The organism is Burkholderia ubonensis (genome assembly GCF_902833085.1).
GTDB classification, from domain to species: Bacteria; Pseudomonadota; Gammaproteobacteria; order Burkholderiales; family Burkholderiaceae; genus Burkholderia; species Burkholderia ubonensis.
In genome coordinates, this window is record NZ_CADFEB010000013.1 from 48278 (window position 1) to 73907 (window position 25630).

Below are 25630 nucleotides of genomic sequence, written 5' to 3' on the forward strand. Positions count from 1 at the left end.
GGGCAGCCCGGGTTACCGCCGGTGGCCGGCGGATTCCAGCAGGAGATGTTCAGATGATCAATTTGTCGAAGGGCGGCCGCCTCAACCTGTCGAAAGAGGCGCCCGGCACGCAGAAATTCCGCATCGGCCTCGGCTGGGATGCGAACGCGACGGACACGGGCACGGATTTCGATCTCGACGTGTCGGTGTTCCTGTGCAAGTACGACGCGCAGAACAATCCGAAGCTGATCTCCGACCAGCACTTCGTGTTCTACAACAGTGAAGTGCGCACGATGGAGCGCAAGGACACCTTCATCCAGCCCGGCGACGATTTTCCGAAGCGCGGGATGCCGGCGTCGAAATGCCTCGGCGTCGTGCATAGCGGCGACAACCGCACCGGCAGCGGCGACGGGGACGACGAGGTGATCTTCATCGACGTGACGAAGCTCGCGGCGGACGTCGAGGAAATCTCGGTGGTCGTCACGATCGACCAGGCCGAAGCGCGCCGCCAGAACTTCGGGCAGGTGCGCAACAGCTACATCCAGATCGCCGACGAAGTGACGGGCGCCGTGATCGCGAAGTATGCGCTCGAAGAGGACTTCTCGATGGAGACGTCGGTGCAGGTCGGCAGCTTCTACCGGCGCGACGGCCATTTCATGTTCAAGGCGGTCGGCGCGGGCTACAACCGCGGCCTCGGCGATTTCGTCCGCGCCTACGGCGGCGTGGTCTGACTCGCCGCAGCCCGGCGCACGGACCACCGGCGCGCCGGGCGGGATGCACCGATGACCCGCCAGCCTGACGAGCCGAAGCCGCTCGATTTCGACGACGCGCCCGCGCGCACGCCGGGCCGGCTCGCGTTCGGCACGCCGCCGGCCGATGCGCCGCGGCCGGCCGACCGGCCCGCGCCGAAGGCGCTCGACCTGGGGCCGGCGCCCGAGCGGCACACGCGCGCGGCGCCTGCCGACGCGGTCGGCCGCGCGCTGTTCGGCGAATCGGATCATCCGCTGCTCGAGCAGTGCTTCCGCGCCGCGCAGGCGCGTTTCCCGAATCTCTATCCCGACTGCGCGCCGCGCATCGAGCGGCATATCCGGCAACTGGTGCCGCTCAAGCTCGCGAGCGTGGCGACGATCGGCGACGCCGCGCTCGAAAGCGCCGGCAATCTCGTCGAGGCCGTCGCGGCGACGACGCGCGAATTCAACGAACTCGGCGCGGCCGACCTGATGGCGGACCTGCTCGCGCAGGCCACGCGCAAGGCCGGCATGCTCGACCGCTGGTTCCGTCCGTCGTCCGGCCAGGTCGATTACCGCGCGGCGCTCGGCGCGCTCAAGCAGTCGCTCGGTTTCTTCCCGCGCCGGACCGAGGCGCTGGCCGCGAAGGTCCGGCACGCGGACGAAAGCCTCGTCGTCGTGCTCGCGGCGCTGAGCGCGGTCGCGGACGTCGTGCGCGCGCCCGACGACCCGGGGCTCGAACGCACGCTGTTCGACCGCCGCAACATCGTCGGGCAGGCGGTCCAGCAAATCCGCATGCAGCCGGCGCTGCTGCGCGGGCTCGACGAGCGGGTGACCGACCTGCTGTCGCGCGCCGATCACCTGATGAACGTGGTGTTGCCGGCGGCGGCCGCGGCGCGGCCGCGCGGCTGAGCGGCGAGGGGCGGGCGCCGCTCGGGCGCCAATCGCATCCCGGCACGACGACGCGGGTGCGCGCCGGCCGGCGCGACACCCATTTCCCTGAAACAGGAATGAAAGCGGCCTTGCCGCGCCCGTATCCCGTCGACGCCCCCGTCGCGTGCGACTGACCGCCGGCGGCCATCGGAACGCGCGCCAGCCTGCGTTCCGGACAACACGACCCATCGGATGCGCTGGGTCCCCCCTACCCGAAAAGTAGGGGGGTGACCCATCCCGGGCTTGCGTGCGCCTCTGCACAATCCAGCTACGGGTCTTTGCGAAGACGTCGCCGGCCCGCGTTCGCAACCGAGCATGACGTCCAGCGCGTATCGCTGGTTGACCCCAAGGATGGAGGTCATATGTTCAGCACCCGCACGTACTGCAGCAGTGTGGCGGCACTGTTGCTCCTGTTGTTCGCCGTCCCGTCGTTCGCGCAATCGTTCCGTGTCCAATGCCCGTTCACCACGCCGTCGCATCCGACCGCGCTGCCGCTCGGCGCGGGCGAGCCGGCCTACACCAAGCCGACCTATACGGGACAGACCTCCACGGCGACCGGCGCCGTGAACGGCGCGATCAAATGCCAGCAGATCTCGGGCGGCGACGGTTACGCGACGATGGCCAATGGCGTGCAGACCTACCTGTTCGCGTTCGGTCCGCTGTCGGGGCTCGCCGACATCAAGTCCGGCCTGCCCGGCACCGAGTTCGCGTCGGTGTTCAACACCGTCGGCGATCCGCGAACGGACCCGACCTACAACGGCGCGGTCGGCCTCGCGCCCGATCCGGACGCGGGCGGCGCGCTGACCGGGCACGTCGATCCGCGCCCGATCATGGACATCGGCGTGATGAACGGCAACGAGCCGGCGCCGCTGATGGCGATCGACGAGGACGACGAATTTTTCCTCACGCTCACGAACGTCGGGATGATCATGCGTCCCGACCTGTTCGAGAAGCACACGGTGCACTTCCACGGCTACCCGAACGCGTCGTCGTTCTATGACGGCGTGCCGGATGCGTCGGTCGCGATCAACATCGGCGCAAGCTTCACGTACTACTACCTCGCGCCGGATGCGGGCACCTATTTCTGGCACTGCCACATCACGCCGCCGGAGCACCTGCAGATGGGCATGGTCGGCCAGATCTACGTGCGGCCGCGCCAGGACCGGGTGCCGAAAGGCGTGTCGCTGTACAACGCGCTCGTCACGCAGCAATCCGACCTGCGCACCCGCTGCGGAAACGACATCCTGTGCTCGACGCCGCTGCCGACGAAGAACAACGGACTCGTGCGCGCAGCGAACCCCAACATCCCGGCGACCACGCCGGAGACGCTGTCGCTCTACGCATACAACGACGGCGACGGCTCGACCGCATACGACGTCGAGTATCCGATCCAGATCCACGGGTTCGATCCGAACTTCCACTTCGTCGGCATGACGTTCAATCCGGAGCCGTTCACCGACATGAAGGACAAGTTCTTCATGCTGAACGGCCGAAGCTATCCGGACACGGTGACGCAGGGGCCGATGTCGACGCCCGCGTCGGACAGCTCGATGCATCCTTCGCAACCGCTGCCGACGCTGATCAACGTTCCGGCCGGCGGCAGGGCGCTGCTGCGGATCTCGGATCTCGACGTCACCGAATACCAGACGCTGGCGTCGCTCGGGATCCCGATGCACGTGATCGCGATCAATGCCCGCATGCTGCGCGACATGGCCGGCAACAACCTGGCCTACGACACGAATTCGATCACACTGGCCGGCGGCGAGTCGCTGGACCTGATTCTCGACGCGAGCGACACGACGAAATACCACTCGGGCCAGATCTTCTATCTGTACACGCCGAACCTCGATCACCTGTCGAACGATCAGGAGAACTTCGGCGGCCTGATGACCGAGATTCACATCTGCAGTGCGGTGGATCCGGCCACGAAGCATTGCACGCTCTGATGACCAAGGCCCGCCTGCGTCATCGGGCGGGCCAGAACGGGTAGTCCTGCACTGAGGAGAAAAGCCGTGGGACACATCACTCACCGCGCGTGGACCGCGACGCTCGCGCACCTTGGACGGCTTGCACGCGTCAGCGTCGCGACGCTCGCCGCGTTGCTGTCGATGCACGCGCTGGCCGCCGCGCCGGGCATCACCGGCAAGGTTTTCAACCTGAGCGCCGGGGAGGCCCGCATCACCCAGCCCGACGGCACGAGCGTCTACTCCTGGGGCTACGGCTGTGCGGCGAACAGCGCGACGCCGCTCGTCTTTTCGCCGTCGACGATCGCCGGTGCGACCTGTCCGACGATGCAGATCCCCGGTCCGACCTTGATCGTCAGGCAGGGCGACGTCATCACCGTGACGCTCACCAACAATCTTCCCGTCGCGGCCGGCAACACGTCGATCCTGTTCCCGGGGTTCGTCGTGTGTGCGGGGACCTTGAGCACGGACGGCAAGACCTGCACGCCGTCGGCCGGCAACGGCACCCCCGGACTGCTGGCGCAGGAGGCGGCGCACGGCGCGACGGTCACCTACACGTTCGTCGCATCGACGCCCGGCACGCATACGTACTACAGCGGCACGCAGGGCGATCTGCAGATCGAGATGGGGCTGTACGGCGCGATCATCGTGCTGCCGAATACGTCGGTCAACACGGCGGGCTGCATGGCATTCCCGGATACGGGCCGGCCCTTCGGCCAGCACGATTTCCGCAATGCGGCGGCGGCCTTCGACAACAGCGCGGCCTGCTACGATCGCGAGTATCTTTTTCAGTTCTCCGAAATGGACCCGCGCATCCATCAGCAGGCGGAGCAGCAGGTCGCGGCGAACACGTCCTGCACGAAACCCGCCGGCTGCATGACGGTGGAGACCGAGCCTTATCACCCCGCGTATTTCATGGTCAACGGCCGCTCGATGCCGGACGACATGGACCCGAACTATGCGCCGCAGTATCCGCACCAGCCGTATAACGGCAACCCGCACATGCATCCGGGCGAACTGGTGCTGCTGCGGATCATCGGCACGGGCCGCTGGCAGCATCCGTTCCACGAGCACGGCAATCACGTGCGCGTGCTCGCGCGCGACGGCAACCTGCTGCTGAGCCAGGCCAGCCCGAACAACCCGGCGAGCGCCCAGTTGCCGGCCGGCCCGCTGCTGTTTACGACGACCACGACGCCGGGCATCACGATGGACGGGATTTTCTACTGGACCGGCAGGGGCCTGAACTGGGACGTCTACGCGCACTACGCGGGCGACGGCAGCGTCTGCATCCCGGACGCGAACGGCTACTACACGACGGCCTCGAATCCGCCGGCTCCGCGCAATGCGCCGAACTACTACGAGTGGTGCCAGGACCATGGCAAGGCGCTCGAGAAGGCGCCGTTCGGCAAGGTCGGCAGCGGCGGGCCGGTCACGCTGCCGGACTCGAACATCCTGACCAACGGGGCCTGGTATGGCGGCAGTCCGTATCTCGGGCCGGACGCCACGACGCGAGCAACGTCCCCGACGGGAACGACGCCGCCGAGCGGCGTGCAACTGAACCCGGCGGCGACGGAAGCGGGCTTCGCATTCATGTGGCACTCGCATAACGAGCGCGAGATCACGACGAACAACATCTTCCCCGGCGGAATGATGATGATGATGCTCGTTGATCCCCCGGTATTTCCGATCGACGAATCCAATTAGGGGTGGGGAGAAAGGCGATGAGATCCACCAAGCTCACGGCGACGCTCCTTGGTCTGTTCAAGGCAGGCGTCGCGGCATCCATGTTGCTGACGGCCGGCGAGGCGTGCTTCGCGCAGGCGGTCGTCAATCTGACGGCGAAGGCCTCCACCGCGCTGATGCCGGACGGACAGTCCGTGCCGATGTGGGGCTACACCTGCACGCCGGCCGCCAACGCGACGGTGCCGGCCGCGAACGCCACCTGCGCGGCGGCGAATCCGACCGCCGGCGCGAACTGGTCGCCGGTGGTGATCACCGTGCCGGCAGGGCAGTTGCAGATCAACCTGACCAACAACCTGCCGGCGCCGGTGCCGACGTCGCTCGTCATCGTCGGGCAACTGGGCGGCGGGCTGGGAAGCGCACCGACCACCGTGCCGAGTCCGCCGCATCCGACGCAGACCGCGACGACCTGGCCGATCGTATCGTCTACGACGGCGCCTCCGACGCCGTACTCCACGCCGCCCGCCGCGTTTACGCCGCCCGCGCAAGGGCCGCGCATCCAGTCGTTCGGCACCGAGGTGGCGCCGACGACCGACCCGAAGGCATATACGACGCTCACCTGGGCGAGCCTCAAGCCCGGCACCTATCTGCTCGAGTCGGGCACGCACCCGTCGATCCAGGGGCCGATGGGCCTCTACGGCGTGCTGGTCGTGAAGAGCCCGAGCGTCCCGAGCTCGACCTGCGCATCCACGAACCAGGCCTATCCGAACACGGCGAGCTGCTATGACGCCGACGTGCCGCTCGTGATGGGCGAGATCGATCCGGTGCAGAACGCGGCGGTCGCCGCGGCCGTCGCGACCCCGGGCTTCAGCGAGACGGCGGCATGGTCGGGGCAGCCCGGAGGATGCGGCAATTCGAAGTCCGTATCGTTCGGCACGTGCTATCCGCCGGCGGTGAACTACGATCCGCGCTACTACCTGATCAACGGCGTCGCCTTCGACCGCACGAACCCGAACGCGTCGGCATTCGCGCCGAGCGCGAACGTGACGGCATCGACCGGGCAGGTGCTCGTGCGCCTCGTGAACGCCGGCCTGCGCATGCACATTCCCGCCGTGGTCGGCGCGCAGACGGGCAATCCGTCGATTCCCGGGTTCGCGCTCGTCGCCGAGGACGGCAACGTGATGCCCGGCAACCCGCGCATTCAGAACGCCGTGTTCATGGCCGCCGGCAAGACTTACGACGTGATGGTCAACGCGCCGGCCGCGGGGCCGTTGCCCGTGTACGACCGCGAGCTGAGCCTGTCGACCAACAACCAGCGCGACGGCGGGATGCAGGGCTACATCGCGGTCAACAACGCGCTGCCGTCGGCGACGGCCGGCATCGGCGAGACGCCGACCGCCGCGGGCGCGAACTACATGTTCGTGCCGGGCACGACCCTGACCGTGTCGGACCCGGCCAAGGGCGTGATCGCGAACGACACCGGCGTCTACGGCGTGAAGGTCCAGACGCCGCCCGCGAACGGCACGCTCACGCTGAACACGGACGGTACGTTCACCTATCTGTCGAGCAGCACGTCGAACGACAGCTTCGTCTATCAGTCGACGAACGGCACGCCGCCGGTGACGGCGAAGGTGACGCTGACCGCCTGCACGGCGGGCAACGGGTGCCTGTCGGTGCCCACCGCGGGTAACGCCAGCTTCACGAGCAACATCGCGTCGCGGCTGCAGGTCGGCGCGCCCGGCGTGCTCGCCAGCGCGAGCGATCCGGCCGGGCTGCCGCTCACCGCGCAGCTCGTCGGGGCGGCCCAGAACGGCGCCGTGACGCTGAACCCGGACGGCTCGTTTACCGCAGCGCCGGCGACGCCGCCGCTTGCCGGCAGCAGCGCGTCCGCGCAGACGGTGACGTTCCAGTACAACGTGACCAATACGCAGAAGCAGACGAGCAAGACGACCGGCACCGTGACCGTCACCTTCAATCCCGGCAGCGGGCTCGTCGTCAACGTGATGGATGCGCCGAGCATGGCGCCGGACGCCACCGCGCCGAACAAGATGGTCAAGCTCACCGACTATCGCTGGATCATCGAGGAAGACCGCACGATGCAGATCGATCCGGCCTGCCAGGTGAATTCCGCGACGTCGCGGCCCGCGAACTGCCCGCCGCTGCCGGTCCCGAGCCTCGGCACGAACTTCCATACGAGCTACATGCCGGTGGTGGCCGCGGGCTGCGTCGGCACGGTGGCGTGCGAATCCGGGCAGACCGTGTACGACCCGGTGTCGAACACGCACCTGCCGACCGTGTGCGACGTCGGCAACGGCGTGTGCCGCACCGGCGCGAACGTCGCGCAACAGTCGCCGGTCGATCCGATGTACGTCGCGCTCGATCCGACCAAGCACTACTACATCTCGATCCTGCCCGGCGACGCCGGCAACACGTTCTCGAACGGCGGCGGCGTGCCGTACAACGGCACGCGGCAGTTCAGCATCGCGCTCGACTGCCCGTCGGGCCCGAGCGGCGCGGATTTTGCGCCGGGCACCGGCAAGTGCGGGCACAGCATGGGCGGCGCGCCGATCACGCCCGCGCAGGTCGCGGCCGCGCGGGCAGGTCAGACCGCGGCCGGACAGGCGGGGCAGCTCAACGTGCTGCTGACGCAAACGCCGTATCCGACCGCGAAGCTCTCGGTGTTCGTGTTCGAGGACGATGCGCCGCTCAACGGCGAAGTGGACGTCAGCGGCGGGACCGACGGCTTCGGCACCGCGCGCGAGCCGGGCCTCGGCGGGTTCGAGATCAAGCTCTGGGACGATGCCGGCGGCACGGGCGACCCGACCGGGCAGATGACCTACGACATGTTCAACATGCCGCTGTCGAATGCGCTGCAGGGCACCGTCGACCCGCTCACCGGGCTCAACGCGTGCCCGATCACGACGGCGACCGACGGCCTGGTCGGCATGATCCCGACCTGCCCGAAGTACGAATCGGACGGCAAGACGTTGTCGCCGCTCGTCGGCCAGGCCGTGATCGCGAACCTGATGCCGGGCAGGTACGGCGTGGTCGCGACGCCGGCGGCCGACCGCATCGGCCGCGGCGAGGAATGGCTGCAGACCAATACGCTCGACGGACAGAAGGCGCACGACGCGTTCATCAAGGTCGGCGGGCCCGCGTACTTCCAGGAGTTCGGGCCGGCGGGCTATCACGTGTCGATCGGCTTCGCGAATCCGCAGATCATCAACGCGAGGAGAACCAACGCGGCGAAGACGGGGCTGTGCGACACCGGCCCATGCGGGAACACGATCACGGGCCGTATCACGAACCTGCACTACAGCCGTCCGCCGAACGAAAACCTGTACGGCAGCGGGTCGCACGATTCGCTGGCGTTCTCGCAGTGCTACGTGAGCGTCGGCGACCCGGACGGCGAGGATTACGGCTTCACGAAGTGCGACGCGCAGGGCAAGTTCACGATCAGCGGCCTGCCGAGCGGCACGACGCGCATCACGGTGTTCGACCAGTGGAACGACCAGATCGTCGACGGGCTCGCGAAGGCGGTCCAGCTTCCTGCCGCCAACGGGAGCACGACGGTCGACCTCGGCGACATTCCGGTGCTGCAGTGGCAGACGAACCTCTATACGCGGACCTTCATCGACCTGCACGGCGACGGCATCTCGCACCCGGACGATCCCGGCATCGCGCTGGCGTCGGTCAACATGCGGTTCCGCGACGGCAGCTACTCGAACTTCAACAGTACGGACGGCAACGGCTATGCGCCGTTCAACGAGGTGTTTCCGCTGTTCAACTGGTACGTGGTGGACGACGACATGACGCGCTTCAAGCCGACCGGTACGCACGTGGTGTATGACGCGGGCGGCGCGGTCGACGGCACCGGCGTGCCGGGCAGCGGGAATTCGACGATTGCGAAGAACTTCGCGAACACGGTCGAGACCGTACCCGTGCCGTCCGGTCTTCGGGTGCCGGGCGCGAAGTACTGCGCGGACGCGGACTGCGCGTCGACCGGCAGCGGCTCGACCGGGCGGGTCGATCCGCCGTGGGTGACGTCGGAGGCGTGGCAGGGCTTCTCGGGTCAGAACTCGTTCATCGAGTACGGCAAGACGCCGTTTGCGAAGGGCGAGAACGGCGGGATTCGCGGCGAGGTCATCTACGCGTCGACGCGGCCGTTCGACGATCCGACGCTGCTGATCCACACGAAGTGGACGCCCGACGTGCCGAACGTCACGGTGAACCTGTACCAGGAGGGCACGGCCGCGGACGGCACCACCAACCTGACGCTCGTGGACACGACCAGGACGACGAGCTGGGACGACTGGGCGCAGGGCTTCCGCGCCGACGGCGTGACGCCGAACATGAACTGCCCGGGGCAGAACACGAGCGATCCGTTCTACTTCACGTTGCAGAACAGTACCAACTGGCTCGATCCGCAGCATCGCCAGCTGCCGGCGAACGCGCAATTCAAGTGCTACGACGGCATGCACGTGTTCAACCAGATCCAGCCGGCGCCGTATGACGGCGCATACAAGTTCCCGAGCGTGACCGCGACGGATTCGACCGGCAAGCCGGTCGCATCGAACTGCACGATCTGCGTCGGGAAGAACCCCGTCGACGGCACGCCGATGCTGCCTGCCGGCAAGTACGTGGTGGAGATCGTCGTGCCGCCGGGCTACGAACTGGTGAAGGAGGAGGACAAGAACATCCTGATCGGCGACAACTACATCGCGCCGGTGACGCAGCAGTTCGGCGGGATCGGCAACATCTTCATCCTCCCCGACCAGGCGGCGGTGAACTCGACCTACAACGCGAACAATGCGCAGAACCCGACCACGGACCTCGGTTCGACGCCGCATGCCGAAGGCGATACCGGCAGCGTCGAACGGTTCTGGCCGTGCGTCGGCGAGCTGCGCATCGTGCCCGACTACATCAGCCTGTTCCCGGGCTCGAAGGAGGTGGCGCCGTTCGCGGGCGCGTCGCGGCACCTGTGCGACCGCAAGGAAGTGGCGCTCACGGACGAGGAGTCGGTGCTCGCGAAGTTCTGGATCTTCAGCTCGACGCACGTCAGCGCGCACTACACAGGCTTCATGCTCGACGACTTCTCGTCGGAGTTCGATCCGTATTCGCCGCAATTCGGCGAGAAGTTCGCGGTGCCGAACGTGCCGGTCTCGTTCAAGGACTTCTCCGGCAACGAAATCTCGCGCACGTATTCCGATCAGTGGGGCATCTACAACGGGCTGACGTTCTCGACCTGGGAAGTGAATCCTCCGAACCCGACCGGTTATGCGCCGACGATGATGGTCGCGTGCATGAACGACCCGGGCCCGATTCCCGACCCGAAGAACCCCGGCAAGACGATGACCGATCCGCTGTACAACCCGGCATACAGCCAGTTCTGCTATGAGATTCCGTTCATGCCCGGACAGACGCAATACATGGACACGCCGGTGGTGCCGGTGCAGGCCTTCGCCGACGGATACAACCAGCCCGACTGCGCGTATCCGGATGCGACGCCCGCGATCTCGAGCGTGACCGGCGATGCGAGCGGCGGCGGGGCGGGGCCGTGGGTCAGCGCGGCGCATCACCTGCTGACGATCAACGCGCTGGGCGACCAGCAGGTGCCGAACCACGCTTACTCGGGGCCGAGCCAGTCCACGGCGCCGTTCAACCAGAAGTTCATCACGCGCCACTATGGATTCGGTGCGACGCAGGGGCTGGGACGGGTCACGATTGCCGGCGTCAATGCGCCGGTCCAGTCGTGGAGCGATACGAAGATCGTCGTCAGCGTGCCCGACCTGAGCAAGCCGCTCGCGCCGTCGACGACGACGCCGTCGACCTGCACGATCCAGCAGATGGGCGCGCCGGCGACGCAGTGCGGCGAGCTGGTGGTGTCGACCAACAGCGGCAAGCAGTCGATCGATGCGGTGACCGTCACGATCGGCGGCAAGCCGCCGACCTACGTCAATGGAGAAAACGGCGCGGGCAACGCGCTGCAGAGCGCGATCGACCATGCGAGCGCGGGCGACCTGATCGTCGTCGGTCCGGGTACGTACAACGAGATGCTGGTGATGTGGAAGCCGGTGCGGTTGCAAGGCATCGGCGCGCCGTCGGTGACGGTCAACGCGAACACGCATCCGTCGGGCAAGATGGACCCGTGGCGCCGGCTGGTCGACTGCCTGTTCGGCGTGTCGCTGGACGGCGGGCCGATCACGGCCTACGACCCGACGAAGCCGATCGGGCCGACCAACAACCCGTACGATCCGTCGAACACCTACACCTGCTCGACGCAGATGCAGGGGCACGCGGACCCGATCCCGCTGGAGCCGACCGTCGGCTGGGACTCGACCCTCAACGGCAACCTGGGCGAACTGCTGATGGAGCCGTCGCTGATGGGCGCGTATGAAGGCGCGGGCGTCACGGTGCTGGGCAAGGGCGTGCAACCGAGCACGAACTGCACCGCGAACGGCGTCTGCACGCCGCTCACGACGAAGGACTGCACGACGGACCCGAACAACCCGAACTACAGCAACTTCCTGTGCAATCCGTCGCGCATCGACGGGATCACGTTCAACAACAGCTCGCAGGGCGGCGGCGGCATCTTCCTGCACGGCTGGAACCACTACACGGAGGTGTCGAACAACCGGGTGACGGGCAACGCGGGCACGCTCACGGGCGGCATCACGATCGGCCAGGTCGAGGTGCCGGACGGGACGATCGCGTCGGACGGCGTGACGCAGCTGGCATACATGTACAACCACCATGTCAACGTGCATCACAACGCGGTCACGGCGAACGCGTCGTACGGCGACGAGATCAATTCGACCACGCCTGCGGCGGCCGGCGGCGTGACGTTCTGCTCCGGTTCCGACTACTACCATTTCAACTACAACTGGGTATGCGGCAACATCAGCGGTGGTGACGGCGGCGGCATTTCGCACTTCGGCTTCAGCTACAACGGCGACCTGTCGCACAACGTGGTGCTGTTCAACCAGAGCAACAACCCGACGCTGCCGACGTACGGCGGCGGCATCATCGCGCAGGGGGTGCCCCCGGACGGCACGTTCTGCGAGAACTCCACCGTCGACGTCGATTGCGCGCCGCAGCTGTCCGACGGCGTCGGTCCGGGCCTCGTGATCGACGGCAACCTGATCATGGGCAACACCGCGGAAAGCGGCAAGGGAGGCGGCCTGCGGCTGCAGAGCATCAACGGCACCGACGTGCAGCGCAGCCTCGGCAATTCGAACAACTGGTACCAGGTGAGCGTGATCAACAACATCATCGCGGACAACGTGGCCGGCTGGTCGGGCGGCGGCGTGTCGCTGCAGGATGCGGTGCGCGTGAACTTCGTCAACAACACGGTGATCGCGAACGATGCGACGGCGTCGGCAGGGGTGCTGTTCAATACGCCGGCCGCGTCGCAATCGAACGTGCTGCCGCCGGGATGCACGGTCAACCCGAACGGCTCGGACACGACGTGCACGGGCTACATCGGCACGTCGACGCAGCAGCCGGCCGGGCTGGAGACCGCGCCGCACACGCAGCTCTTCAAGAACGCGTTCGTGCCGCCCGCGACGTTCACGGGGAAGGTCACGTGCCCCGCGAACGCGCCGAACTGCACGCAGTTCTCGAACCCGGTGCTGACCAACAACGTGTTCTGGCAGAACCGCTCGTTCTACATCACCGTGAGCCCGCAGCCCGATCCGACCATCCCGGGCGTGCAGAACGCGGTGACGTTGAACCCGGTGCTGAACCAGAAGGGGCTCGCGACGGGCACCTGCGTGACGGGTGGCCAGACGCCGCCGTTCTACTGGGACATCGGCGCGTACGGCGACACGGGGCCCACCAACCATCAATCGGGACTGACGATGAACCCGCAGTATTCGATCCTGACCAGCACGACGGGCTACGGCGCGACCAACCTCGCGGCGAATCCGCAGACGGTGGGCCAGTACTGCAACGGCTCGCGCGTGCCGCCGGAAGCCGGTGGAAACGGCTTTGCCGTGCCGCCCGGGATTGCCGACGCGGTGCTGCCGAACCCGCTGTTCGGCCTGCTGCCGACGGCGACGCCGGACGAGGGCAACCAGTGGATCAACATGCTGTACGGACCGCTGTCGCTGGTCAACGAGGCGCTGATGCCGGGCGCGACCGGCTACGACGTGATGATGGGCAACTACTCGATCACGAGCACGTCGCCGGCGATCGGCGCGGGCACGGCAACCGGTGCGCCGAATCACGACATCTTCGGCAACCCGAGGCCGCAAGGCAAGGGATACGACATCGGCGCGGTCGAGTACACGAAGCCGACCACGGGCAGCGGGACGACCGACCCGCTCGCGCTGGGAAACGACGGACGTTGAGCACGGCGCAGGCGACGCCCGATCCCGCAGGAGGAACGCTGCCATGAAACGTTCGACCTTCCGCACGGCATCCGCGCTGCTGCTCGCGGGCGGCGCGTGCGTCGCCGCGGTCCGGCCTCTGCCGGCCGCGGCCGGGCAGGGTGCGCCGGCCGCGCGCGCTCACTCGCCGTACCTGCCCGTGAGCCTGCCGCGACAGGCGAAGGCCTATTACCAGATGGCGAAAGGCGTCGACGACCTGCACGTGCGCAGCACCGCGTCGGGCAACCTGATCCGCTTCAGCTATCGGGTCACCGATCCGGAGAAGGCGCAGCCGCTCGGCGACCCGAAGGCGACCGTCTATCTGTACGGGGAAGCGAGTCACGCGCTGCTCGTGATTCCGGTGATGGACCAGATCGGCGCACTGCGGCAGTCGGGCCGACTGGAGGCGGGCCAGGCGTACTGGATGGTGTTTTCCAACAAGGGAGAGCCGATCAAGCGCGGCGACCGGGTCAGCGTGCTGATCGGTACGCTCCATATCGACGGGCTGGTGGTCGAGTAATCGCACACGAACGCATCGGGACGCACGGCGGGGGCCGGCGGGCCGCATGCGAGGAGAAAAGTCATGAACCGGTTTCTTTTCAAGTCGATTTCGGCGGCCGGTGCCGCCGGCTTGCTGGCTTGCGCCCAGGCTGCACTCGCAGCGTCGGCGGCGGGGAACGCACAGGCCGCGTCGGCCGCGCACCTGAGCGCCGCGCAGATCGTCGAGCGCAACGTCGCCGCCCGCGGCGGGCTGCAGGCGTGGCGCGCGGTGTCGACGATGAAGATGACGGGGCAGCTCGATGCGGGCGGCAAGAAGAACGTCCGGCTGCCGTTCACGCTGACGTTGAAGCGTCCGCACAAGAGCCGGCTCGAGATCGTGTTCGAGCAGCAGACGGCGCTGCAGGTGTTCGACGGCTCGAAGGGCTGGACCGTGAGGCCGTATCTCGGGCGCAATGAAGTCGACCCGTATACGCCGGCGCAGCTCAAGTCGGCCGCGGCGTCGGCCGAGCTCGACGGCCCGCTGATCGACTACGCGAACAAGGGCACGACGATCCAGGCGCTCGGCACCGAGCAGGTGGAAGGGCATCGCGCGTACGTGCTGAAGCTGACGACGAAGGATGGCGGGCAGCGGCGCCTGTGGGTCGATGCGTCGACCTTCCTCGAACGGAAGATCGACGGCGAGCCGCGCGTGCTCGACGGCAGGATGCACAGCGTCGCGATCTTCTATCGCGACTACAAGAAGGAGAACGGCGTCGTCGTGCCGCATACGCTCGAGACCGTCGTGAGCGGCGTCAAGGCGACACGCAAGATCACGATCGAGCACGTCGCGCTGAACGAGCCGGCCGACGATGCGATGTTCGGCAAGCCGCCGCTCACCGTCGCGAAGGCGGCGAGCCGGTAGCCGCGCGTCACTGGTCAGGCATCCGAACGGAGGGGGAGGAGGCCATGAGACGAATCGAAGCGTGGGTGTTCGCCGGCTGTGTGACGGCGGCCTTGTGCGCGTGCGGGCAAATGCCGGGGCATGATCTGACGGCGGAGCAGATCGTCGAGAAGAACGTCGAGGCGCGCGGCGGGCTCGATGCATGGCGCAAGATCCGGACGATGGTCTGGTCCGGCCATGTGGACAGCGCGAACGCGCCGGTGCGGGACATGCCGTTCATCCTCGCGATGAAACGGCCGAACAAGACGCGCTTCGAGATTACCGTGTTCGGCCAGAAGGGCGTGCGTGCGTTCGACGGCCACGAAGGCTGGAAGCTCGGCGCGAACGCGGGCGGCAGCGCGAGCGTGCGGCCCTACACGATGGAAGAGCTGGTGTCCGCGCGCGACGAGCAGGTGATCGACGGGCCGCTGATCGACCATGACGCGAAGGGCGTCGGCGTGGCGCTCGACGGCGTCGACCGGATCGACGGGCGCAATGTGTATCGGCTGGCGGTGAAGCTGCCCTCGGGCGCGCTGCGCCATGTGTGGATCGACGCGCAGACGTTCCTGGACGTGAGGGTCGACCGCGAGGTGCGCGGGCCGCGCGGCGCGGTGACCGTCGACGTGAACTACAGCGACTACCGGACCATCGACGGCCTGCGGATTCCGCTCAGGATCGTCACCGGCGCGGCGTCGTCGCCGAACAAGGACACGCTGGTCATCGACAAGGTGTCGCTGAACCCGCCGCTCGACGATGCGATTTTCACCAGGCCGGTCTCGACGGACCGGCGCCGTCCGGTTTCGATCGATGCCGACGTGACGCCGCCGCAGTCGCGCACCGGTCGGCCGACGCCACGGCCATGAACGGCGTCGGGGGGCGGCTGCGCGCCCTCGCGCGGGGCGTGCTGCTGGCCGCGCTGATCGTGCCGGCGGGCGCTGCGCGCTGCGGCGAGCCGGCGGCGGCGGACGCGGGGCAGGCGATCTTCCAGCGCGGCCGCCTGGGCTCGGGTGAACCGCTCGAAGCGGTGCACCAGGACGGCGTGCGTCTGCATGGCGCCGCCGCCGCCTGCATCAATTGCCATCGGCGCAGCGGCCTGGGCTCGAAGGAAGGCAACAACACGATCCCGCCGATCACGTGGCGCTACCTGGTTCATCCGCGCGCGCAAACCGCCGAGGATCTCGACATTCCGTACGTGCCCGGCATGCGCACCGATCGCGAGCCGTACACGGAGGCGCTGCTCGCGAGAGCCGTGCGCGACGGGATCGATTCCGAAGGCAAGCCGCTCGGCAACCTGATGCCGCGGTACGCGCTCGGCGATGCGGACATGGCCGCGTTGACCGGCTACCTGAAGCGCCTCGACCAGCGCCGGCCGTCGGGCGTGGCGGACGCGGTGCTGCATTTCGCGACGATCATCACGCCGGACGCGGACCCGGTGAAGCGCGCGGGCACGCTCGACGTCCTGCGGCACTACTTCGCGGACAAGAACGCGTTTCCGTTCGGCGCGACGCCGCCGCTGCGCTCGACGCGCAAGATGATGTTCATGGTCAATCGCCGCTGGGAACTGCATGTGTGGGAACTCAAGGGGCCGCCGGACACGTGGCATGAGCAGCTGCGACAGGATCTCGCGCGGCAGCCGGTGCTGGCGGTGGTGTCGGGGCTCGGCGGCAGGAACTGGGCGCCGGTCCATGATTTCTGCGAGGAGGAGGCCGTGCCTTGCCTCTTTCCGAACGTCGAGGTGCCGGTCGAAACGGATCACGACTTTTATTCGGTGTACTTCTCGAAGGGCGTGCTGCTCGAATCGGACCTGATCGCGAAGCGCATTCTGGACGAGGCCGGGGCGAGGCCGGCTGCGAAAGCGGAGAAGACGGTGTGGCAGGTCTATCGCGCGGGCGACAACGGCGAGCGGGGCGCGCAAGCGCTGGCCGCCGCGCTGAAAGGGCGCGGCTTCGCAGTGTCGAATCACGCGCTTGCGCCCGGCGACAGCGTCGCGCGCGCGCTGCACCGGATGCCGCGCGACGACGTGCTCGTGCTGTGGCTGCGGCCGCCCGATATCGCGGCGCTCGACCACGTGCCGCACGTGTCGGACACGGTCTTCATGTCGGGGCTGCTCGGCGGGCTCGACAACACGCCGCTGCCGCCGGGCTGGCGCGGCGTGACGCGCATCGCGTACCCGTTCGACTTGCCGGAAGGGCGGCGCGTGCGCGTCGATTATGCGTTCGGCTGGTTCACGATCCGGCAGATTCCGATGGTCGCGCCGCAAGTGCAGGCGGACACGTATCTCGCATGCGGGCTGCTTGCCGAAACGCTCAGCCACCTGGTCGACGCGTTCGTGCGGGAGTATCTCGTCGAGCGCATCCAGGACATGCTCGAGCGCCGCATCCTCACGGGCTACTACCCGCGCCTGACGCTTGCCCCCGGGCAGCGCTTCGCGTCGAAGGGCGGCTATATCGTCCGGTTCGCCGGGCCGGATCGCATGAAGCTTTCCGCGGACGGGGGCTGGATCGTCCCCTGAGCGGCCGCCATGCGTTGAACGGGTAGAGATCAGCACGCGACAAGAGGAGGTTGCCCCATGCCGGTTCCGCGTGACGCATCGCACAATGAGGACATCGCGCGATGCTCGCGTGCTGCGCCGGAGCGTGGCGACACAGTGTGTTGGGGAGAATGGCGATGACGAACTTTCTTGTCGGCCGCGGCGCGCGTCGTCACGGGCTTCGTCGAGGCTGGAAGGTCGCGCTCGCAGCGCTCGCGCTGCTGCAGTGTTGCGCGGCACAGGCGCTGCCGATCTTCGCGCGGCAGACCGGGCAAAGCTGTGTCGCATGTCATGCCGGCGGGCAATTCCCGGAACTCACGCCGTATGGACGCATGTTCAAGCTGAGCGGCTATACGATCGGCGAGCGCACGATTCCGCTCGCCGCGATGGCGATAGGCGACCTGAGCAAGACGAGGTTCAACAGCGACGCCAACGGCAATCCGATCAATACCAAGAACGGCCTGCCGATCTTCGACTTCGCGAGCGTGTTCCTCGCCGGAAAGATCACCGACCATATCGGCGGCTTCGCGCAGTTCACCTATACGAACTACGATCACCAGGACGGCAGCGGAAAATGGAAAGGCCACTGGGCATCGGACAACACCGACTTCCGCTTCGTCGACCGGATCATGTCCGCCGCGAACGACCTGATCCTCGGCGTGACGGTGCACAACAACCCGACCGTGCAGGACGTGTTCAACACCGCGCCGGCATGGGGCTATCCGTATATTGCGTCGACGATCAGCCCGGTTGCGAAGATCCCGAACCTGCCGGTGATCGAGGGAAGCCTCTCGATGCAGACCGTCGGCACGGGCGCGTACCTGTACTGGAACAAGACGGTCTATGCGGAGCTGACCGCATACAGCACGGCCGACGGCATCTGGTCGTTCCTGAGCCACGGGAACAAAGAGGGGAACCCGGACCATCCGCAGGTCTATCTGCGCGGCTACAACCCGTATGCGCGCATCGCGCTGACGCACGACTGGGGCCCTCACAGCCTGATGGTTGGCGCGTTCGGGTTCAGCGTCAACATCTATCCGAACGACCCGAACAATTTCCCGATCTTCGGCACGGGCGTCACGCGCTATCGCGACTACGGCTTCGACGCGCAGTACCAATACCTGCTGGAGCCGCACACGATCACCGCGCAGGCGCGCTACGTGCGCGAGAACATTCACGACCCGAACAACTTCGTGCTGAGCGACAACACGGCGGCGAACCTCAACTCGCTGCGGCTCAAGGCGTCGTACATCTACCAGAACAAATACGGCGTCAGTCTGTCGTTCTTCAACACGACAGGCACGCCGGACAGCATGCTGTACGCGGCCAGCGCGAACTTCCATCCGAACACGCAGGGCTGGACGCCGGAGATCTTCTGGATACCGGTGCAATACGTGCGCGTCGGCCTGCAGTACACGCACTTCACCAAGTTCCTCGGCGCGACGACCAACTACGACGGCATGGGGCGCAACGCGAGGGACAACGACACGCTGTTCCTGTACCTATGGGTCGCTTCGTTCTGACTTTCCGTCCGGCGTTTCCGGTGCGCGTGGCCGACTGGAGCACGCGCAACGGGAGGGCGGCGCGCATCTCGCATCGCGTGTCGATGCGCATGCGCACCGTCGCCGAACGGAATCGCTTCAGGGGGCGGCGGAAGTTGCGGCAAGGAGATTCGTAACATGAACAAGATGGCCCATATCGTGTCGCTTGCGATGCTGCTGGCCGGGTCGGCGTGCCACGACCTGGAGCGCTCGCGACAAGTCGACAACCCGGCCGTGGCGGGCAAGACCATCGCGCTGCAGGTGTGCTCGAACTGCCACGGCGCGACCGGCGTGTCGGTGTCGCCGATGTTCCCGAAGCTCGCCGGGCAGCGCAAGGAATACCTCGTCGATCAGCTGACGGACTTCAAGCTGCACGCGCGGACCGATCCGAATGCGAAACGGTACATGTGGGGCTTCACGCACCTGACCGACGCGCAGATCGACGAGCTCGCCACGTATTTCTCCAGCCAGAGCACGACGCTCGGCGACATCGGCGATCTCGCGCTGATCAGCGCGGGCAAGGCGATCTTCGAGTCGGGCCTGCCGGACAAGGGCGTGTCGGCGTGCATCGGGTGTCACGGCCAGCACGGCGAGGGCGCCAGCCGGTTTCCCCGTCTCGCCGGCCAGCATGCGGACTACGTGATCAAGCAGCTCAGGATCTTCCGCGAAACGGACACCCGGCCGCGCGGCACGCCGATGAAGGAGGTGTGCGCGAACATGTCGGAGCAGGACATGCGCGCGGTGGCGGCGTTCGTCGAGGCGTTTCCGCCGGAGGCCGAGGCGTCGGCGAGTCCGCCCGAGGATCGCTGAACATTTCAGTGCTTCGTCTCCCCCCGGGGCGGGGCGCTGCTTTTTATTCCCGCGGTACGCGGTTCCGGCACGGTGACGACGATGAAGATCATGCACTCCTCTCGCGGCGGCGCGGTGCTGGCCCGCCAGCCGCGGCAGCGGCGACGGGCTGCCGAACCGCTGCTGGCGCCGGACGGCGCGCGCCCGTTCCTGCTGCGTCTGGCCGCCGTCGACTGGCTGTTCGCGCTCGCGATGGTCGCAGGCGCAGCGTTCGCACTGTCGCGCTACGCCGCGTTCATGAACGGCTACGACGAGGCGGTGCTGGTCGGCGCCGTCCCGGCGCTCGTCACGCTCGGCTGGCGCTGGAAGCCGGCCCGGCTGCTGATGGCCTCGATCGCGGTGCTGGCGCTGCTGTCGATCCGGATCTACCAGGGCGACCTGGCGCGCGCGGACTCGGCGTTCTTCCTCAAGTACTTCCTGTCGAGCCAGTCGGCGATCCTGTGGATGAGCGCGCTGTTCGTGCTCGCGACGGTGTTCTACTGGATCGGCACGCTCGCGCGTTCGGCGTCCGCCGCCGCGATCGGCCAGAAGCTCACGTGGGTCGCGGTGCTGATGGGCTTCGCCGGGATGATGGTGCGCTGGTACGAGTCGTACCTGATCGGCGCCGACGTCGGCCATATTCCGGTGTCGAACCTGTATGAAGTGTTCGTGCTGTTCAGCCTGATCACCGCGCTGCTCTACCTGTATTACGAAGGCCACTACGGCACGCGTGCGCTCGGCGCGTTCGTGCTGCTGATCATCAGCGCGGCGGTCGGCTTCCTGATGTGGTATTCGATCGCGCGCGACGCGCAGCAGATCCAGCCGCTGGTGCCGGCGCTGCAGAGCTGGTGGATGAAGATCCACGTGCCGGCGAACTTCATCGGCTACGGCAGCTTCGCGCTGTCGGCGATGGTGTCGGTCGCGTACCTGATGAAGGAGCGCGGCGTGCTCGGCGACCGGCTGCCGGCGCTCGAGGTGCTCGACGACGTGATGTACAAGTCGATCGCGGTCGGCTTCGCGTTCTTCACGATTGCGACGATCCTGGGCGCGCTGTGGGCGGCCGAGGCGTGGGGCGGCTACTGGAGCTGGGACCCGAAGGAGACCTGGGCGCTGATCGTGTGGCTGAACTACGCGGCGTGGCTGCACATGCGGCTGATGAAGGGCCTGCGCGGCACGGCCGCCGCATGGTGGGCGCTGACCGGCCTGATCGTCACGACGTTCGCGTTCCTCGGGGTCAACCTGTTCCTGTCCGGGCTGCACAGCTACGGGCAGCTTTGAAGCGGCGCGCATGGCGCCGTCTACCGTGTTCTACCCATGCATGTCGGCGAAGGTTCCTACTTCAGGCGGGCGGCGCGCCGGACGAGAATGTCGTCAGGTGCATCCGTGCATTCGTGAAGCAAGGTAGGGGGAGGAGCCGTGAGACGCATCTATTTTCTGTTGCCGACGCCGCAGTGCGCGCATCTGATCGTGAACGAGCTTCTGCTGCAACGGGTCGAGTGGCGGCACATCCACGTCGTTGCAAACCGCAGCACCGTGCTTGACGGTTTGCCGACGGCGACGCTGGCGCAGCGCAGCGATCTGCTGCCGTCGCTGGCGCGCGGCACGGCCGTCGGTTGCGCGACCGGGATGGCGATGGCGCTGCTTGCGCTGGCCTTTCCGCCGGCGGGCCTGCCGATTGCCGGCGGCGCCGTGGTGACGATCACGCTGTCCGGCGCCGGCTTCGGCGCATGGGCGGCGTCGATGATCGGCGTCGACGTGCCGAATACTCGGCTGAAGCGGTTCGAGGACGGGATCGAGCGCGGCGAGCTGCTGATGATGATCGACGTCGCGAAGGACCGCGTGCACGAAATCGAAGACCTGATCAGGCTTCACCACGCGGACGCGCACCTCGAGGGCGAGGACCCGACCATTCCCGCGTTTCCTTGAGCGGCCGAGCGGGGCGACGCTTCCGTTCGCACGGCGTTGGCACCGCGCATCGGCTAGTTCGCGGCGAGCAGCTGCCTGTAGCGTGCGAGCACGCGCGGCACGTAAAGGCGCGTCTGCGCGAACGCCGGGACGCGATAGCCGGCGCGGATCACCGCGCTCTCTCCGGCGTTGTACGCGGCCAGCGTGAGTTCGACGTTCTCCTTGAACAGGTCGAGCAGGAATCTCAGGTATTGCGCGCCGGCCAGCACGTTCTCGCGCGGATTGAGCATGTCTCCGCGCGAAAAGCGCCGCGCGGTGTCGGGCATCAACTGCATGAGGCCGAGCGCGCCTTTGTCCGACACCGCCTTCGGGTTGTAGCCGGACTCGACGTCGATCACCGCGCGCAGGAGTTCGGGGCGAACGCGAAACGCGTGGCTCGCTTCGTCGATCACGTCCGCGAACCGAGACAGCACGGCGCCGTCGGCCGGCTTCGACGACGCGCGCTGCGCGTCCGGTCCATCGGCCGGCGGGCCCGCGACGATCACCTTCAGGCCGGCCTTGCCGGGCTCGTTCGTCAACACGATGACGCCGTTGCTCGTGACCGCACCGAAAATCTCCGCGCATGCGCCGCACGGCCATGCGGCGCCGAGCCCCACGCATGCGGCGACGATGGCGATTCCCGGGCGGGATGAAAGGCGGTGGTGCATCTTCCGGATCTCCTGCACCTGAATTGTGGTGTACGAAAAATCCGTGCCGCAATGGGGCGCCTCCCTACACTTCGATGCACGTGTCGCCGGACGTGACGGGTTGTGCAAGATTGTTACGTCGGTAATCATTGGTAATGGAAGTAAACCAAAGCCGATTACAATTCTTGCTGTGGGCCGCAAGGTTTCTTCCTGCTTTAACGTTGTCGCGATTCGATCATTTCCACTCGTTGCGAAAAACGAGCGGTAATTCCGCTATCCGTATTCGCACTGACACGGTAAAAAATTCAAAACGATGCATTCCTGAAACCTGCCGGAATCGCGCCGGACGTTTCGGGGCGGCCGCACCGCGCCCGGGCTCGGGCCGGGGCTGGCCGGCCGGCCGGTGGCGCGAACCTTGCTCAATCGAGCGACATGACGGTCGGTTGCGGAGGCAAGTGCATGGATAAATCAGGACTGGGAACGATACCCAGCGAGCGTTGCCGGCCCTGCGGATACGACATGGCCATATCGAACGTTCCGCAGCGGCCGGGTTGGGGGGCAACCGGGAGTGGAAGACGTGAACACCAAATGTCGCGTGGTAATTGCAGAAGACCATGATCTGCTGAGAAACGGCCTGCGCTCGATGCTGTGCGCGCAGGGCGATTACGAGGTGGTCGGCGAGGCGAGGGACGGCAAGGAGGCGTGCCAGCAGGCGATCGCGCTTGCCCCGGACCTGATGCTGATCGATCTGTCGATGCGCGGGATGAACGGCATCGATGCCAGTGCAACGATCAAGCGGCGCTCGCCGCAGGTGCGCATCGTTGCCCTGACGGTGCATCAGAGCGAGGAGTATGTGCGGGAAGCGCTGCGTGCGGGCGTCGACGGCTACGTGCTCAAGGACGTCTCGTTCGACGAGCTGCTGCTGGCGATGCGCACGGTCATGCAGGGCAAGAAGCACCTGAGCGCGGACGTGTACGGGTACATGGTCGATTCGTTCGTGACCGGCCGCGAAATGCCCGCGCCGAAGACGGCCTGGGACATCCTGACCGCGCGCGAGCGCAGCGTGCTGAAGCTGATCGCCGAAGGGCGCACCAACCGGCAGGTCGGCCAGTACCTGAACCTGAGCCCGAAGACGATCGAGAAGTATCGCGCCAGCATGATGCACAAGCTCCATATCGCGAACCTGACGGAGCTGGTGCTCGTCGCGATGAACATGGGGCTGCTGACGTCGCTGGCGGCGAAGTGCGCGGAGCCCAATGCGAACGACTTGCCCGCTCACTCGACCGGCCACGGCGGTCAGGCGGGCGACGACGATGCCGACGCGAGGGCGCCGCTGCGCGAATATCCGCTGGGCGAAGCGGACGGCTGAGCGGGACGGCTGAGCGCGACGCGCGCGTCGCGTCACAGTAGCCAGGTCGCCGAGACGAGCGTGCCGCTCGTGGCCGACGACCGGATCGAGAACGTGCCGCCGTGCGACTCGACGCGGTACTGCATGCCGATCAGGCCGAGCCCGGTCGTGCGCGCGTCTTCCGTCGCCAGCGGGCGGTGCTCGTAGCCGACGCCGTTGTCCTGGATCGTCAGCAGCAGGCCGCCGGCGACGTGCTGCAGGCCGAGCGAGATTTCGCTGGCCTGCGCGTGCTTGACGATGTTGTTGAGCGCCTCCTGCGCGACCCGGAACATGTCCGCTTTCAGATGCTCGGGCACGTCGTCGTCGTCGACGTCGCAATTGAACGTGACCGACAGCGTTTCCGTGTCGCGCTCGATGCGCCGGCACAACGAAGCCAGTGCCGCGGGCAGGCCGAGCCGGTCGAGCATCAGCGGCCGCAGTTCCCCGCAGATCTGCCGCACGTCGCCGATCGTCTCGCGGATGCGTTGAACGGTGGCGTCGAGCAGGCTCGCGGCCTCGTCGACGTCGCCGCGGCGCAGGCGCATGAGCGCGTCCTCGTTCATCAGCTTGACGAGCGTCAACGCCTGGCCGATGCCGTCATGCAGTTCCGAGCTCAGCCGGTGGCGCTCCTTCTGCTGACCCAGCATCAGCCAGGTCTGGCAAGCGCGCGCATTGGCATCGAGCGATGCGGCCGTGCCGTGCTGCTTCATCTCGAAGCTCAGCGGTTCCTCGAACAGCGTCAGCAGCATGCCGGCGCCCGCGTCCCGGGCCGGGAGCGGCTGCTGATGCAGCAGGAGCTGGACGGGATGGCCGGTGCGTCCGCAGAGCATCGCGCCGAACGTGTGAAACGGGCTGCGGGCGCTCGTCGACAAATCGTCTGTCAATTCCGCATGGGTGTCGTCGGGCGCGAGGTCGGCGAGGTGCTTGCCGACGAGATCGTCGTTCGAGTAGCCGAGCAGCGCCGCGGCGCTGCGATTCACGGAGACGAAGACGCCGTCGGGCGTGAGAATGGCAAGCGCTGCTCCGCGCGCATCGGTGACGATGCCGGCGCCGCGATCGCCTGGGCGGACCGCGCTGCGAAGCTTGCGCATCGCGTCGATCAGGTCGAGCAGCCTGATCTGCGGTCCTTCGGGCTGGCGTTCACGCATGAGAGCTCCCGATGCTGTGTTATCAGGAAACCGTAATATCGCTGTGATTCTAGGCCGCGACCGGCGCATGCGGCAATCGGGTGAATGCGGGTGCGCGGCGTGGGGGGCATCCCGGCTGCGGACGATGGGTAATCCACCAAGCGGACTTACCCTACCGGCCTTTGGGGAGCGTCATCCAATGACCGTCGCCGACAGATTCCGGACACTGCACGGGCGAGGTGGAGAAGCCATCGCGGCCTCGCTTATCGCCAGGGAGACGGACATGAAAGGGACTGCGAAATCGACGGCGGGCGCATTCGTGCTCGCGGGCGCCGCGCTTGCCGCGGCTGCGGCGTGGGGGGCGCCTGAAGAGAGCGCCGCCGGGAGCGTCATGGAGAACGCGGTCGAAAGCGCGACCGGGAGCGCGGCGCCAGGCGCCAACGGGAATGCGACCGAGAGTGCGACCGGGAATGCGACCGGGAACGTGACCAGCGGCGCGGCCGACGATGCTCGACCGAACGCTGCCGGCAGCGCCACCGAGAACGACGCCGGG

General features: G+C 67.2%; 16 protein-coding genes. 14 read left to right on the plus strand and 2 right to left on the minus strand.

What is annotated here, in order from left to right; translation table 11 throughout:
* The first annotated feature begins 53 nt into the window (after positions 1-53).
* The 13 genes from HWX31_RS31530 to HWX31_RS31590 all read left to right on the plus strand — a co-directional run bounded on the left by HWX31_RS31530 (position 54) and on the right by HWX31_RS31590 (position 21898).
* Positions 54-710 (plus strand): TerD family protein, encoded by a 657-nt coding sequence (locus tag HWX31_RS31530; protein ID WP_174964993.1) that lies wholly within the window; start codon positions 54-56, stop codon positions 708-710.
* A gap of 51 nt (positions 711-761) precedes the next feature.
* Positions 762-1619: a hypothetical protein gene (locus HWX31_RS31535; protein WP_175934005.1), complete on the plus strand. Its 858-nt coding sequence runs from the start codon at positions 762-764 to the stop codon at positions 1617-1619.
* A 383-nt stretch (positions 1620-2002) separates the two neighbouring features.
* Positions 2003-3586, plus strand: coding sequence for a multicopper oxidase domain-containing protein (locus HWX31_RS31540; RefSeq protein WP_174965711.1), 1584 nt, complete (start codon positions 2003-2005; stop codon positions 3584-3586).
* 66 nt (positions 3587-3652) lie between these two features.
* A complete protein-coding gene (locus tag HWX31_RS31545) occupies positions 3653-5308 on the plus strand; it encodes a multicopper oxidase domain-containing protein (protein ID WP_174965710.1) in 1656 nt (551 codons plus the stop codon).
* A 17-nt stretch (positions 5309-5325) separates the two neighbouring features.
* Positions 5326-13635, plus strand: coding sequence for a choice-of-anchor Q domain-containing protein (locus HWX31_RS31550; protein WP_174965709.1), 8310 nt, complete (start codon positions 5326-5328; stop codon positions 13633-13635).
* 43 nt (positions 13636-13678) lie between these two features.
* Positions 13679-14173, plus strand: a complete 495-nt coding sequence (locus HWX31_RS31555; protein WP_174965708.1) for a hypothetical protein — start codon at positions 13679-13681, stop codon at positions 14171-14173.
* A gap of 63 nt (positions 14174-14236) precedes the next feature.
* Positions 14237-15055 carry an outer membrane lipoprotein-sorting protein gene (locus HWX31_RS31560; RefSeq protein WP_244143892.1) on the plus strand — a complete coding sequence of 273 codons (819 nt, stop codon included), beginning with the start codon at positions 14237-14239 and terminating at the stop codon, positions 15053-15055.
* 44 nt (positions 15056-15099) lie between these two features.
* A complete protein-coding gene (locus HWX31_RS31565) occupies positions 15100-15936 on the plus strand; it encodes a LolA-like protein (protein ID WP_174965707.1) in 837 nt (278 codons plus the stop codon).
* Positions 15933-17585 (plus strand): c-type cytochrome, encoded by a 1653-nt coding sequence (locus tag HWX31_RS31570; protein WP_174965706.1) that lies wholly within the window; start codon positions 15933-15935, stop codon positions 17583-17585. The genes HWX31_RS31565 and HWX31_RS31570 overlap by 4 nt, the downstream gene beginning before the upstream one ends.
* Positions 17586-17740: 155 nt before the next feature.
* Positions 17741-19126, plus strand: coding sequence for a cytochrome C (locus HWX31_RS31575; RefSeq protein WP_174965705.1), 1386 nt, complete (start codon positions 17741-17743; stop codon positions 19124-19126).
* Positions 19127-19282: 156 nt separating this feature from the next.
* Positions 19283-19954 (plus strand): c-type cytochrome, encoded by a 672-nt coding sequence (locus HWX31_RS31580; RefSeq protein WP_059650009.1) that lies wholly within the window; start codon positions 19283-19285, stop codon positions 19952-19954.
* A gap of 81 nt (positions 19955-20035) precedes the next feature.
* Complete coding sequence (gene ccsB / locus HWX31_RS31585) at positions 20036-21250, plus strand: c-type cytochrome biogenesis protein CcsB (protein ID WP_415493197.1); 1215 nt, start codon at positions 20036-20038, stop codon at positions 21248-21250.
* Between the two features lie 138 nt (positions 21251-21388).
* Positions 21389-21898 carry a hypothetical protein gene (locus HWX31_RS31590; protein ID WP_059616276.1) on the plus strand — a complete coding sequence of 170 codons (510 nt, stop codon included), beginning with the start codon at positions 21389-21391 and terminating at the stop codon, positions 21896-21898.
* Positions 21899-21951: 53 nt separating this feature from the next.
* On the opposite strand, the gene HWX31_RS31595 is transcribed toward HWX31_RS31590, so the two are convergent.
* On the minus strand, positions 21952-22584 hold the full coding sequence (locus HWX31_RS31595) for a lytic transglycosylase domain-containing protein (protein WP_174965704.1): 633 nt from the start codon (positions 22582-22584) through the stop codon (positions 21952-21954).
* A gap of 556 nt (positions 22585-23140) precedes the next feature.
* Here HWX31_RS31595 and HWX31_RS31600 point away from each other — a divergent pair.
* Entirely contained in the window at positions 23141-23932 is a 792-nt protein-coding gene (locus tag HWX31_RS31600) for a response regulator (RefSeq protein ID WP_244143894.1), read from the plus strand.
* 32 nt (positions 23933-23964) lie between these two features.
* On the opposite strand, the gene HWX31_RS31605 is transcribed toward HWX31_RS31600, so the two are convergent.
* The gene (locus HWX31_RS31605; RefSeq protein WP_174965703.1) at positions 23965-25098 is read right to left on the minus strand and encodes a sensor histidine kinase; all 1134 of its coding nucleotides are present in this window, start codon (positions 25096-25098) and stop codon (positions 23965-23967) included.
* Positions 25099-25630 lie beyond the last annotated feature (532 nt).

What these genes read in the sequence shown, in the direction of transcription:
- HWX31_RS31530 (WP_174964993.1), top strand. Translation starts at nt 54, where the DNA reads ATGATCAATTTGTCGAAGGGCGGCCGCCTCAACCTGTCGAAAGAGGCG.
- HWX31_RS31535 (WP_175934005.1), top strand. Translation starts at nt 762, where the DNA reads ATGACCCGCCAGCCTGACGAGCCGAAGCCGCTCGATTTCGACGACGCG.
- HWX31_RS31540 (WP_174965711.1), top strand. Translation starts at nt 2,003, where the DNA reads ATGTTCAGCACCCGCACGTACTGCAGCAGTGTGGCGGCACTGTTGCTC.
- HWX31_RS31550 (WP_174965709.1), top strand. Translation starts at nt 5,326, where the DNA reads ATGAGATCCACCAAGCTCACGGCGACGCTCCTTGGTCTGTTCAAGGCA.
- HWX31_RS31555 (WP_174965708.1), top strand. Translation starts at nt 13,679, where the DNA reads ATGAAACGTTCGACCTTCCGCACGGCATCCGCGCTGCTGCTCGCGGGC.
- HWX31_RS31560 (WP_244143892.1), top strand. Translation starts at nt 14,237, where the DNA reads ATGAACCGGTTTCTTTTCAAGTCGATTTCGGCGGCCGGTGCCGCCGGC.
- HWX31_RS31565 (WP_174965707.1), top strand. Translation starts at nt 15,100, where the DNA reads ATGAGACGAATCGAAGCGTGGGTGTTCGCCGGCTGTGTGACGGCGGCC.
- HWX31_RS31570 (WP_174965706.1), top strand. Translation starts at nt 15,933, where the DNA reads ATGAACGGCGTCGGGGGGCGGCTGCGCGCCCTCGCGCGGGGCGTGCTG.
- HWX31_RS31575 (WP_174965705.1), top strand. Translation starts at nt 17,741, where the DNA reads ATGACGAACTTTCTTGTCGGCCGCGGCGCGCGTCGTCACGGGCTTCGT.
- HWX31_RS31580 (WP_059650009.1), top strand. Translation starts at nt 19,283, where the DNA reads ATGAACAAGATGGCCCATATCGTGTCGCTTGCGATGCTGCTGGCCGGG.
- ccsB (WP_415493197.1), top strand. Translation starts at nt 20,036, where the DNA reads ATGAAGATCATGCACTCCTCTCGCGGCGGCGCGGTGCTGGCCCGCCAG.
- HWX31_RS31595 (WP_174965704.1), bottom strand. Translation starts at nt 22,584, where the DNA reads ATGCACCACCGCCTTTCATCCCGCCCGGGAATCGCCATCGTCGCCGCA.
- HWX31_RS31605 (WP_174965703.1), bottom strand. Translation starts at nt 25,098, where the DNA reads ATGCGTGAACGCCAGCCCGAAGGACCGCAGATCAGGCTGCTCGACCTG.